Annotated in this window: 8 protein-coding genes; 4 read left to right on the top strand and 4 right to left on the bottom strand. The window is 41.1% G+C overall.

What is annotated here, in order from left to right; translation table 11 throughout:
* Window positions 1–176 precede the first annotated feature (176 nt).
* Window positions 177–2,390: a patatin-like phospholipase family protein gene (locus tag RB604_RS12170; RefSeq protein WP_021935453.1), complete on the top strand. Its 2,214-nt coding sequence runs from the start codon at window positions 177–179 to the stop codon at window positions 2,388–2,390.
* Window positions 2,391–2,545: 155 nt separating this feature from the next.
* On the opposite strand, the gene mfd is transcribed toward RB604_RS12170, so the two are convergent.
* Window positions 2,546–5,914: a transcription-repair coupling factor gene (mfd, locus tag RB604_RS12165; RefSeq protein ID WP_055295525.1), complete on the bottom strand. Its 3,369-nt coding sequence runs from the start codon at window positions 5,912–5,914 to the stop codon at window positions 2,546–2,548.
* A gap of 196 nt (window positions 5,915–6,110) precedes the next feature.
* Between mfd and RB604_RS12160 the strand changes: the two genes are divergently transcribed.
* From RB604_RS12160 to RB604_RS12150, 3 genes are read left to right on the top strand one after another with little or no spacing between them, the layout of a single operon-like run.
* Window positions 6,111–6,863 (top strand): polyprenol monophosphomannose synthase, encoded by a 753-nt coding sequence (locus RB604_RS12160; RefSeq protein WP_005923747.1) that lies wholly within the window; start codon window positions 6,111–6,113, stop codon window positions 6,861–6,863.
* Window positions 6,864–6,880: 17 nt separating this feature from the next.
* Complete coding sequence (locus RB604_RS12155) at window positions 6,881–8,224, top strand: dihydroorotase (RefSeq protein ID WP_044093971.1); 1,344 nt, start codon at window positions 6,881–6,883, stop codon at window positions 8,222–8,224.
* A 43-nt stretch (window positions 8,225–8,267) separates the two neighbouring features.
* Entirely contained in the window at window positions 8,268–9,164 is an 897-nt protein-coding gene (locus RB604_RS12150) for a vitamin B12 dependent-methionine synthase activation domain-containing protein (protein WP_055295514.1), read from the top strand.
* Window positions 9,165–9,351: 187 nt separating this feature from the next.
* Here RB604_RS12150 and RB604_RS12145 read toward each other — a convergent pair whose 3' ends face one another.
* The 3 genes from RB604_RS12145 to RB604_RS12135 form a co-directional block, all read right to left on the bottom strand.
* Window positions 9,352–10,830, bottom strand: coding sequence for a hypothetical protein (locus tag RB604_RS12145; protein ID WP_224202874.1), 1,479 nt, complete (start codon window positions 10,828–10,830; stop codon window positions 9,352–9,354).
* A gap of 376 nt (window positions 10,831–11,206) precedes the next feature.
* Window positions 11,207–11,689 carry a hypothetical protein gene (locus RB604_RS12140; RefSeq protein WP_005923758.1) on the bottom strand — a complete coding sequence of 161 codons (483 nt, stop codon included), beginning with the start codon at window positions 11,687–11,689 and terminating at the stop codon, window positions 11,207–11,209.
* A 384-nt stretch (window positions 11,690–12,073) separates the two neighbouring features.
* On the bottom strand, window positions 12,074–13,273 hold the full coding sequence (locus RB604_RS12135) for an Ig-like domain-containing protein (RefSeq protein WP_007480432.1): 1,200 nt from the start codon (window positions 13,271–13,273) through the stop codon (window positions 12,074–12,076).
* Window positions 13,274–13,294 lie beyond the last annotated feature (21 nt).

The following is a 13,294-nucleotide window of genomic DNA, read 5'->3' as shown; positions in this document are numbered from 1 at the left end:
CAGTTCATTATATCCCAAACAGTATATTCACAGAATTGTAGATTTTCTTTTCTAATTGTGGAATTTATCTACAAATCCGACTTTCGGACCAAAAAACGAGATAAATATCTTCTACTACTAAACAAATTATCGCATACATTTGTACTTTATAATAATAGATATAACAAATATCCTTAATGAAAAAACATTTATCTCTGACATTGGTTCTCCTGACTTGTCTTTTTTTTACCTTGCCCTCTTCCGCACAGCAGCGCAAAAAAGTAGGCGTGGTTCTCAGTGGTGGCGGTGCAAAAGGAGTTGCACATATCGGAGCACTCAAAGTTATCGAAGAAGCCGGTATTCCCATCGATTATATCGTAGGCACCAGTATGGGATCTATTATCGGAGGATTATACGCTATCGGCTATACCCCCCAGCAACTGGACAGCATGGTGAAAAAGCAGGACTGGACTTTCCTGCTCAGCGACCGTATCAAACGAAGCCAGCAAACGATGTCCGAAAGAGAAAAATCAGAAACCTTCGTGCTATCGCTCCCTCTCACCGGAAAACGTTTCAAAGAACAAGCTTCGGGAGGAGTTATCAAAGGACAGAATCTTGCCAATCTATTCTCTGACCTGACCGTAGGATATCACGATTCAATCGATTTCAATAAATTACCGATTCCTTTTGCCTGTGTTTCGGAAAACGTAGTAAATGGAAAAGAAATCGTATTTCATGACGGCGTGCTTTCCACTGCCATGCGCGCCAGCATGGCTATTCCCGGTGTATTCACTCCGGTACGAATTGACGGCATGGTATTGGTAGACGGAGGTATGAAGAATAATTATCCGGTAAATGTGGCCAAAGCCATGGGAGCGGAAATCATCATCGGGGTAGATGTTCAAAATAAATTGCGAACGGAAGAAGAGTTGAATACGGCACCTGATATTCTGCTACAAATCATAGATCTGACCACACAGGAAAATTACGCAAGAAACGTTGCCGCATCAGACGTCCACATTAAAGTAAATGTAAAAGGATACTCTTCAGCCAGCTTCACCCCGAACGCACTCGATACACTGACGAACCGTGGAGAAGAAGCCGCACTTGAGAAATGGGACGACTTGTTAAAACTGAAGAAGAAAATCGGCATCCCGGAAGATTATAAACCGGAAGCTCACGGGCCGTACACTTCTCTCTCTTCTTCCCGGAAGTTTTTTGTAAAAGAGATTAATTTCTCCGGCATTGAAGATGCCGACAAAAAGTGGATGATACGGAAATGCAAGTTGAAAGAGGATAGTGAGATCAGTGTGGCGCAACTGGAAAAAGCCCTTTCGGTACTGAGAGGAAGCCAAGCCTATTCCAACGTCAGTTATAAACTGACCAATATGCCGGAAGGCTACAAACTCGACTTTCTATTGGAAGAGAAATATGAAAGAAATATAAATTTAGGAATTCGCTTCGACTCCGAGGAAACAGCCTCTGTGTTACTGAATGCCACATCAAACCTGAAAACCCGTATTCCCTCTAAGATATCCGTCACCGGACGCTTAGGAAAACGATATGCCGCCCGTGTAGACTATACTCTGGAACCAATGCAGATGAGAAACTTTAATCTCGGTTATCTCTTCGAATACAATGATATCAATATCTACAATCATGGTGACCGGGCATACAATACCACTTATAAATATCATTCGGGCGAATTCAGTTTCTCCGATGTCTGGTACAAAAATCTGCGCTTTGCTATCGGAGCACGCTTCGAATACTTTAAGTATAAAGATTTCCTGTACAACAGTTCGGAATATAATCTGAAAATTCAACCGGAACATTTTTTCAGCTATTTTGCACAAGTACATTACAATACGTTCAACAAAGGATATTTCCCGAATAAAGGAGCCGATTTTAAAGCCGGCTATGTGCTCTATACCGACAACTTAGCAAAATATAAAGGACATGCCCCATTCTCCGCACTCAGTATTTCATGGTCGGAAGCCTTTCAACTTACCAACCGAATCGCACTGCTCCCCTCTGTATACGGCAGGGTACTCATCGGTAGAGATATTCCCTACCCATACACCAATGCATTAGGAGGTGACTATTTCGGTCGTTTCATCTCCCAACAAATGCCATTTGCAGGAATAGACAACATCGAAATCATGAAAAACTCCGTTGTGGTAGGTGCATTGAAACTTCGTCAACGCTTATGGAGCAAACATTACATAAGTCTCACCGGAAACGTAGCGCTGAACAACAATAATTTCTTTGATATTCTGGAAGACAAATGCATCTATGGTTTCAGTTTAGGATACGGAATCGATAGCATGTTCGGCCCCTTGGAAGCTTCATTAGGATACTCCAACCAATGCAAAAAAGTAGGATTCTACGTAAATTTAGGATTCTATTTCTAACGGGAGGAGGAAGTCACGCCTACGAGATGTAAGCTATCATTACCAACGTTCCAGAATAGCGAGCCTCAATGGGCACACCCCGTCCAAAATGCCTTCCGGACGGGGTGAGGATGAAAATACGACTGATCATACATGAGAATACGACTGATAATTCCTTATCCAACGGGCAAAGCCACTATTTCCTGCAATACACCGACCGCCGTTTCCACATTCGGAATGTCTTTTATCAGCATCGAGCGCCTTCCGTTTTGCTCACGCAAATCACAACGGCGGGTGTATTTCATCATATAATCGATCACTTTGCCAAATGCCTGACTTTGATAGAACGGACTCTCCGGGTTGGAAACGAAAAACAAGGTCATCCGGCCGGCCTTAAGAAAAACCTTCTCAGCACCCAACCGGGCAGCAAGCCGACGAAGCGGCACGATCCGCAACAGCTCTTCCGTCTCAGGAGGTACAGGCCCGAAACGGTCTTCAAGCCGCGAACGAAAAGCATCTACATCCCTATCCAATGTCAATCCGTCCAATTCGCGATACAAAAGCATGCGTTCACTGCTACCGGTAACATAAGTGGCAGGCAGCAGCAACTCCAGATCGCTCTCTACCTGGCACTCCTCCACAAACTGTTCGCCGCTCACCGCACCTTCTCCTTTTATCTCATCGGCATACAGTTCGGCAAACTCATCCGTTTTCAATTCGTGTACAGCTTCGGAAAGGATTTTCTGATAAGTTTCATACCCTAAGTCGGCTATGAATCCGCTTTGCTCGGCTCCCAACATATTTCCTGCACCGCGAATATCGAGATCCTGCATGGCAATATGAATACCGCTACCCAAATCAGAAAAATTCTCAATAGCCTGCAAACGCCGTTTCCCCTCCGGGGTAAGTGACGACAACGGAGGAGCAAGCAGATAGCAAAATGCTTTCTTATTACTACGCCCTACCCGCCCGCGCATCTGGTGAAGATCGCTTAAACCGAAATTCTGTGCCTGATTGATAATAATCGTATTTGCATTGGGAATGTCGATACCGCTTTCTATAATAGTGGTAGCAAGCAATACATCATAATCATAATTTACAAATCCGAGGATAATCTGTTCCAATTCCGACGGTTCCATTTGTCCGTGCCCGATGGCAATACGGCAATCGGGAATATGGCGAAGGATCATAGCTTTCAATTCCGGCAAGTTTGCAATACGGTTGTTGACGAAAAACACCTGTCCGTTGCGACTCATCTCAAAATTAATGGCATCGGCAATAATCTCTTCATTGAAAGTATGTAGCTCGGTCTGTATCGGATAACGATTGGGCGGCGGTGTGGAAATCACGCTCAGATCTCGTGCACCCATTAATGAAAACTGAAGCGTACGCGGAATAGGAGTAGCAGTCATGGTCAGTGTATCTACATTTACTTTCAGTTGGCGCAACTTCTCTTTCACGGATACTCCGAACTTTTGTTCTTCATCGATAATCAGCAAACCGAGATCTTTGAAATGTACATCCTTTCCCAAGATGCGGTGTGTACCGATAAGAATACCGACCTCTCCGTCGCTAAGGCCTTTGAGCACTGCTTTGGCTTGTGCCGCCGTACGGGCACGGCTCAGATATTCCACCCGGCAGGGAAGCCCTTTCAAGCGTTCACGGAAGGTCTGAAAATGCTGATACGCCAATACGGTTGTAGGCACCAGTACGGCCACCTGCTTATTGTCGGCCACCGCCTTAAATGCGGCACGAATAGCCACTTCCGTTTTTCCGAAACCTACATCCCCGCAAACCAGACGGTCCATGGGGCGGTCACGTTCCATGTCTGCTTTTACTTCAGCCGTCGCTTTGCTTTGGTCAGGGGTATCCTCATAGATGAAAGACGCCTCCAGTTCCCGTTGTAAAAAGCTATCCGGACTATATGCAAATCCTTTTTCTTCACGACGTTGTGAGTAAAGTTTTATCAGATCACGGGCAATGTCTTTTATCTTGGTCTTGGTGCGCTCCTTCAACTTCTCCCAAGCACCGGTTCCCAATTTATTCAAACGGGGAGGTTCTCCCTCCTTTCCTTTATACTTCGATACCTTGTGCAACGAATGGATCGAAACAAAAACCACATCGTCATTCTGGTAAACCAATTTCATGACCTCCTGTGTGGTATCGCCATTAGGGATACGTACCAATCCGGAAAAACGTCCTACTCCGTGATCGGTATGCACCACATAATCACCGGGAGTAAACTGATTGAGTTCCTTTAATGAAAGAGCCACTTTACCCGAACGGGCCTTGTCGCTTTTCAGATTGTATTTATGAAAACGATCGAACAACTGATGATCCGTAAAAACGCAAAGCCGCAATTCATTATCTGCAAAACCTTCGTGAAGAGTACGTTCCACGGCTATAAAAGAAATTTTATCCCCCCTATCCTCAAAGATGGCACGGATACGATCGGTCTGTTTTGTACTGTCACTACAGATATACAGTGAATATCCTTTTTCCTGATACTCTTGAAAAGAAGCGGCCGCCAAATCAAAGTTCTTATGGAAAATAGGTTGTGCCGTCACATCAAAAGACACCGTGGCATCGGCTGTACCGGTAGGTTTATTACCAAACTCCAGACGCCGGAAATCAAGCGCATGAACTGTAAATTCACTCCCGTCAATCAGTTTCCCTTCAAGTGTAATGCCCCCGTTTTCTTCGGCCTCCTGTACGGCAATCGCCTGTGGAGTCAACGCCTCATCATGCACGCTCTGTATACGTTCACGCAACCACAGGAAATCACGCATGGCAAGTACGGCATCCCTCGGAATGAAATCAAGAAAAGAGGTCGATGCCATCCCTGTCACCGCCAGATCGGGCACTATGACAATACTGTCTTTCTTTTCACGGGAAAGTTGCGAATCCACTTCAAACGTACGGATGCTCTCCACTTCATCTCCAAAAAAGTCAATACGATAGGGATACTCCGATGAGAAAGAAAAAACATCGATAATACTTCCGCGAACCGCGTATTGACCCGGCTCATAAACATAGTCAACATACTCGAAACCGTAACTATGCAACACATCGGTTACGAAAGTGGAATCAACACGTTCGCCAACACCGAGCTTAAGCGTCTTATCGCTCAACTCTTTCCGGGAAACGACTTTCTCTGCCAATGCATCGGGATAGGTAACCACACACAGCCCCTTCTCCCCTTTCTGCAAACGACTGAGAACCTCGGTACGAAGTATCTCATTTGCCGCATCTTTCTGTCCGTATTTGATAGCGCGACGGAAAGAAGAAGGAAAAAACAGTATCCGCTCCCCTCCCAATACTTGCGTAAGGTCATGATAGAAATATCCCGCTTCTTCAAGATCGCTCAAGATAAAAACAAACGGACAGGTCTCTTTCCGCACCAATACAGAAAAGAAAAGCGAAGCGGAAGATGCACACAATCCCCCACAAAAAATATGTTTTACGGAAACATCTTTCAGCAGCCGGTTCATGGCCGTCACATTGGGATGGACGGCATATTGTTGTTGCAGTTCAGTGATAGTCATTATTCCTGTTTTTTTTAACTCACCATCTAACGGATAAAGCATCGTTCTGTTTCTATAAAAAAACACAACGATGTAAGACTCTGCATCCTCTGTGGTGAAAATCCCCGCAAAAGTACTAAATTATCCTTAGTTTTAATATACTATTTTTTGTAAGTAACGGAAAAACGTTACATTTGTCGCAAATACAAATACGCTTATGCAAACACCATCGGACAGCATTGTTATCATCCCCACTTACAACGAGCGGGAAAATATAGAAAATATTATCCGCGCGGTATTCGGATTAGATAAAGTGTTTCATATACTCATCATTGAAGATGGTTCACCGGACGGTACGGCGGCTATCGTCAAAAAGTTGCAGGAAGAGTATCCGGACCGTTTGTTCATGGTGGAGCGTAAAGGTAAATTAGGATTAGGAACTGCATATATTGCGGGATTCAAATGGGCGCTGGCCCACAACTATCAATATATTTTTGAAATGGATGCCGATTTCAGTCACAATCCCCAGGATCTGCCCCGTTTGTACAAAGCCTGCGCTGAAGATGGAAGCGATGTAGCCATCGGTTCACGCTACGTAAGTGGAGTCAATGTAGTAAACTGGCCTATGGGACGTGTATTAATGTCATACTTCGCATCCAAATATGTCCGGTTCATCACCGGAATTCCGATACACGACACGACTGCCGGATTCAAATGCTATCGCCGCCGTGTTCTCGAAACCATCGATTTGGACAATATACAATTCAAAGGATATGCCTTTCAGATAGGAATGAAATTTACGGCCTACAAATGTGGATTTAAAATCACTGAAGTACCGGTTATCTTCATCAACAGAGAGTTAGGAACTTCAAAGATGAATGGCAGTATCTTCGGTGAAGCCGTATTCGGAGTCATCAAGTTGAAAATAGGCAGTTGGTTTCATAAATATCCGAAATGCAGCAATCCGTGATTAATACCCCCGAAAAAATGAAAAGAACTTTTATAAAAAATGCAATCATAGTAAACGAAGGACGGCAGGTAGCCGGTTCCGTAGTGATAGAAGGAGAAAAGATAGCAGAAATATGGGTGGGCGATGAAGGGCCTGTCGTACCTTGTGATGAAACAATTGATGCTACAGGATGTTATTTATTACCCGGAGTGATTGATGATCATGTACACTTCCGCGATCCCGGATTGACTCAAAAAGCCGATATTACAAGCGAAAGCCGGGCAGCTGCGGCAGGTGGAGTAACTTCGATTATGGATATGCCCAATACGAGTCCGCAAACAACCACCCTGGATGCACTGAATGCAAAGTTCGATTTAATGGCAGAGAAATGTTCCGTCAATTATTCCTGCTACTTCGGAGCTACCAATAATAATTATCCTTTATTGGAGCAATTGGACAAGCATCGCGTATGCGGTGTCAAGCTATTCATGGGATCGAGCACCGGTAATATGCTGGTCGATAAAATGACAAGCCTGCTGAACATATTCAACAGTACGGATTTATTAATAGCCACTCACTGTGAAGATCAAGGTATTATCAAAGAAAACACTGAAAAATATCTAACCAAATACGGAGCAGACGGTGATGTTCCTTTAAGATATCATCCGAATATCCGGTCGACAGAAGCCTGTTACCAGTCGTCAGAACTGGCAGTACGCCTGGCGCGGATAGCCGATGCGCGTCTACATATTCTGCATATATCGACTGCCAAAGAATTGCAGTTACTCGAGAATATTCCCCTCGTAGAGAAAAGGATTACAGCCGAGGCATGTGTTTCCCATCTTTTATTTACTTCGAGTGATTACCAAGAGTTGGGTACTCGTATCAAATGTAACCCGGCCATCAAGAAAAAAGAACGGAATGCCTTACGTGATGCCGTCAACTCCGGCCTGATCGACGTAATAGCCACCGATCATGCTCCGCATTTACTCAAAGACAAAGAAGGTGGTGCACTGAAAGCGGCATCAGGAATGCCTATGATACAATTTTCACTGGTCAGTATGCTCGGGTTGGTAGACGAAGGAGTATTCACCATCGAGAAGATAGTGGAAAAGATGTGCCATGCGCCCGCACAGATTTACGAAATACACAATCGAGGTTTTATCCGTACCGGTAATCAGGCCGATCTGGTACTCGTTCGTCCTAATACGGAATGGACGGTAACCAAAGATTGTATTTTCAGCAAATGCCAATGGAGCCCGTTGGAAGGACATACTTTCCGATGGAAAGTCGAAAAGACATTTGTAAATGGACATCTGTTATACTCGGACGGTGCAATAGATGAAAACTATAGGGGACAGGAACTGAGAATCAGAAATTAGTGATTAGCAGATCACTTACCACTAATCATTAATTTTTAATCGCTTGATTACCATTTTACATTATAAAGTCCATGAAGTCAGCTCCTATATCAACTGGATCTACTTCTTTCATGCGTGGGGATTCCAACCTCGCTTTGCTGCTATTGCCGATATACACGGATGCGATGTTTGTCGCGCATCCTGGTTGACGTCTTTTCCGGAAGAAGAACGTCCGAAAGCATCAGAAGCGATGCAGCTTTTTAAGGAAGCCAATCGAATGTTAAATCTGCTGGACGAAGACTTCGAAGTAAAAACAATTTTCAAGCTATGCAAAGCTAACTCGGAGGGGGACAATCTCATATTAGACGGAGTTACGTTCCCTTTGCTCCGCCAGCAGATGAAGAAGCGCGAAGGAGGTCCGTTCCTTTGCCTCAGTGATTTTGTACGTCCGCTATCTTCCGGAATAACTGATACGGTAGGTGCTTTTGCCGCCACGATCGATGCGGATATGGAAGGGTTATACGAAAAAGATCCATACAAGCATCTTTTAGTACAGACTCTCTCCGACCGGCTTGCGGAAGCAGCTACGGAAAAAATGCACGAACATGTGCGTAAGGAAGCCTGGGGATATGCTAAAGACGAAAATCTGACTATTCCGGAACTACTTATAGAGAAATATCAAGGTATTCGTCCGGCTGTAGGTTATCCGTCTTTACCCGACCAATCGGTAAACTTCCTTTTAGACGAGCTCCTGAACATGAAGCAAATCGGCATAAAGCTAACAGAAAACGGAGCTATGTATCCGCATGCCTCCGTCTGTGGTTTAATGTTTGCACATCCTGCCTCTGAATATTTTTCTGTAGGAAAGATTGGAGAAGATCAGTTGCAAGATTATGCCCGCCGTAGAGGAAAAAGTGTAGAAGAAATGCGGAAATTCCTGGCGGCTAATTTACAGGATTGAGATTTTCTGAATTTCTTTTCCTATCCTTCAATGGAATCCCCAAAAATAAAGACTGCCCAATATCCAAATCCGGTAAGATCTTATTGTCCTGCTAACCTTCTCTACCTTTTGATTTTGAGTCTCCATTTCTAATAGAGCATTTTATTTCGGTTTGAAATACCCTGATATCGATTTTTTTTATTTATCACTATCTTCCACTCTTTAAATCCTCTATTTGTTTTCTATAACCCTCTATCGCTCGTTTGTGAGCCTCTATTTCTCTTTTCCCTGCACTTGTAGGATTACTATTGTAGCGTTTTTGAGCATGTTGCAAGTATTCAGTTTCATTCGCAATGTTTTTTTCTACTTGTCTGATACGATTTTGCACACCATCACTCAATCCGCCACTATTTGAAGAATTACTTGACCCGGTAGAGTTAGAAGTAGATGAGTTATGCCGTCCATCATCATTTGCAGTACTATGAGAATTCTTGCCAATATTTAGCGAAGAAGCGTTAATCGATTTTACCGCAGCTTGTTTCAACCCTTCGGAAATACCTGCAAGTATTGATTTTAGTAATTGGTTCCCAAAACTATTTTCTTTTAATTGTGCATGATATGTTTCCAGTAAATCTAAGTACACATCGCAATTATTTATATTTTCTTGATATACTTTGGTTCGCAAGGTATCTTGGCTCATTGCTGACTCAAGTATCGTCTTAGCATCATTTAGAAGGCTTTTTATCTCGTTATAGTTGTAATCTTTCAATTGGTTGGCCGAAGGGGCTTGAACATGATTTTGAAGTTGTATCACTTTTAATATAGCAATTGTTTTTAACGCAGAAGCTGAATATAACTTTGAATCAGCATCAGCTACACCCTCTGTAGCATAATATTTGATGCAGTCTTCATATTTTCTTTCAACGTAGAATTGTTCACCAGGATTTTTAGGAATAAATTTTTCATTCATTGTCTTGTTGTAAACATGAAATTTATCAGCAGGATGTAGTTTCACTTCAAATTCTCTTTTACCTGAGATTGTACGTATTTCCGAATATTCAATCGGTACAATTGAATTTAAATCTTCCAAATAGATTGCTCCCATACGATTTTGATTATTAAAAGCAAATACATTATTGAAATTTCCGGAAGCTTTGTTTGCTATGATCATCAAAAACATTTCATCATTAAAAATTTCAATGCCATTCCAAGTCATAAAACGCATGTTTTTAGACTCATTATTTACAATTATTAATTTTAGAACGCCATCCAACTGTCTTGTGTATATTTCCTTTGTATTTATCAGCAGCCAACTACCCAAGTATGTGATTTGTCCTTGTATCCCACTCTTCAATATTTTACCGTCACAAGTACATATCAGTTTTTCATGCGTATCAGCTTTTTCTAAAATAAAATGATCCAGCATCATATGGTTATATAATTTAAATTCATCAGTTCCTCCTGACATAGAATTAAATGTATAATTGACATAACCATCTTTATAAATACCATTGATATAAATAATATCTTCATACTCACATTCAAATATAAAGTTCCCGTTTTTGCTAATAACTCCATAACATTTTTGATTTCCCTTTTTCTGAGAGACTAAATAATACCAGAATCCATTATCTCCCATTTCTATTTTTATAGAGCTTAACCCATACTTCACCTTAAGTTCTTTCATCGTCTGTTTGTTTTCACGTTTCAAGCTACTTAAGGACTGAGCGTAAATTGACGAACACCACATTCCCCAGAAAAGGAGTATTAAAAAGATTAATTTTGCTTGCATAATAACAATTAATTTTACAGATGTTTAATGATAATATTATTTAGTAAACTAAACACAATTTATTCATAAAACATCACATGTAGAAAACATTTTCATAAAATGACTCATATCGACTCATTTTATGAAAATGGATGTAAGATTTCATTTGAATTATAAATCAATATATTGAATATCAAGTATTTTACTAAAAAACCGAGCTATCAACAATTTCAACATAGCGTATTCTCTTTCGACTTAAATGAAAAGCCGTTTACACATGAAGATTTGAATTCTATTTATAATAAGTGTACGAAGTAGATGTTTCAGCAGAACCAACGCTATTCTGAACTTTACCTTTATAATAAATCTTCGATTTGGAACTTCCCATTACAAACGACTTAAAGAAAATATAATTTTTAGTGGCAGTAGCACTACCACCATAATATCGTGAACAAGTTTTTGTTTTAGTCATCGATGATTCAGAAGAACCATAATACAATGTAACGCTAACATTATCTTCATCGTCATTTGCTTTAACTTTAAAAATAATATTAAATTCTGTCATATCAGTAGTAGCAGCAACAGTGGAAATAGTTGGCTTTGATTTTTTAGAAGGGGTCGGAGATTCTGTATGCCCCCCCGATGAACCACCATCATTATCATAGCCATTATCATCATCATCCGTACTACAAGAAATACAACATCCAAAAACTAAATTTAACAATATCAATGAACAATATTTATATGCCCGTCTTCTACATATCAACTTTTTCATATTTTCTCCTGTTTTTTTAATTTCTCTACTCTATTACAGGCTTTTCGAATTCGCCTTAAAACAACATGTCAGCATCGTGTTATCAACTGTAAATTGAGTCATAAAAAACGTAATTAGCAAACAGCCTTTTCCTTTTTCTTATCCAACACGATCCAAGCGAGGATATCAAGACAAAAAAAGGAATTAACAGGGTAAAAAAATCACAGTAAAATAATACAAAATCAATATAATAGTCAATTTTCTCTCAAGTGACAATTCTATTTAAGACTTTATGCTCACAACAAAGAGAGAGCACATTGATGCAAATGAAAAAGAGCAAAGGCCTTATTTTTCCATAGTATGGAAAATAAAGCCTTATGTCAACTTCTAATCAAAGATAAAACATTACTTCATTTTAATAAATTTCTGCAAAATCCAATTCATATTTTTTTCCATCACCACATAATAGATTCCTCTTGAAAGTGGAGATACATCTATACTTTCTCCCGAAATCAACTGCTCCACTTGAACATATATCCGCCCGGAAGAATCAATAATCGAAATATGTTTCAGACGATCAAAATCGCCCCGAATATATAAACGGTCGGCTACAGGAGAAGATATAAAAATCGCTTGTTGATCGAAGGATTGTATTCCGGTCGCAAACCCCTGAAGCGAAACCGTTACTTCATCATATGCATTAGACTGATCTACAGCAGTAGCACGAACAACAACTTCTCCATCTTTTTTCACTCCGTCAATGGCTTGAAGTACCCCGTTCTGGGTTATTGTCGCCAAATCATCACCACTTTCTATGCTCCAAACTAAATCTTTGTCCGTAGCATTCTCCGGTAAAACAGATGCGGAAAAATGAAGAGTTTGCTGATTCGGGGTCAGCAAAAGTTGATCTTCTTCACAGGTTATTTTTACCGACGCCACTAAAATCGGTTTAACTATTACCTGACAAGTAGCAGTAAAATTACCATCAACAGTAGTAGCCGTGATTGTAGCCGTACCGGCTTTCATACCTATAACGACACCATTTTCATCGACAGTAGCAATGGCAGCATCACTACTACTCCAAATGACAGACTTATTACTTGCATCGATAGGATCGACATTGGCAATAAGTGTATATGTATCGGTAGTATTCAGCGTCACTGACGTTTTATCAAGACTGATTCCTGTCACAGGTTGTGTAGCAGTCAATTGAAACAAATGACTCAATGTACCATGTTGTTCACCATCAAATAATAATGATTCTGCCACCATTAACTCCCGACCCGTAGCTTGATTATAGCATTTAAAAGTTATATTATCACCTTGAGACTTCTTGCTATTCACCCGGAGTTCATAATACTTCTTTCCCTGTGATACAGTAGCTTTAGCGATTCCACGGCATTCATTTCCACAAAAAGCGGCAACTTCAAATGTTGCATAATCTTCCACATCCATACCATTAAACATCAATGCTGCATGAACATTCATATCATACGCATATTCAGCCGGATCAAATGTCCAATGGGAAGCATTGCTGCCTGCACCCCAAACAAGAGGTGCAAACAACAAACTAAAAAGTAATACATATATTTTTTGATCTTTCATACTCTTTTCCATTAAAAAAGT

The organism is Bacteroides salyersiae (genome assembly GCF_031172035.1).
Taxonomy (GTDB): Bacteria; Bacteroidota; Bacteroidia; order Bacteroidales; family Bacteroidaceae; genus Bacteroides; species Bacteroides salyersiae.
This window is presented reverse-complemented; position numbering and strand designations above follow the sequence as displayed.

What these genes read in the sequence shown, in the direction of transcription:
- RB604_RS12170 (WP_021935453.1), top strand. Translation starts at nt 177, where the DNA reads ATGAAAAAACATTTATCTCTGACATTGGTTCTCCTGACTTGTCTTTTT.
- mfd (WP_055295525.1), bottom strand. Translation starts at nt 5,914, where the DNA reads ATGACTATCACTGAACTGCAACAACAATATGCCGTCCATCCCAATGTG.
- RB604_RS12160 (WP_005923747.1), top strand. Translation starts at nt 6,111, where the DNA reads ATGCAAACACCATCGGACAGCATTGTTATCATCCCCACTTACAACGAG.
- RB604_RS12155 (WP_044093971.1), top strand. Translation starts at nt 6,881, where the DNA reads ATGAAAAGAACTTTTATAAAAAATGCAATCATAGTAAACGAAGGACGG.
- RB604_RS12145 (WP_224202874.1), bottom strand. Translation starts at nt 10,830, where the DNA reads ATGAAAGAACTTAAGGTGAAGTATGGGTTAAGCTCTATAAAAATAGAA.
- RB604_RS12140 (WP_005923758.1), bottom strand. Translation starts at nt 11,689, where the DNA reads ATGAAAAAGTTGATATGTAGAAGACGGGCATATAAATATTGTTCATTG.
- RB604_RS12135 (WP_007480432.1), bottom strand. Translation starts at nt 13,273, where the DNA reads ATGAAAGATCAAAAAATATATGTATTACTTTTTAGTTTGTTGTTTGCA.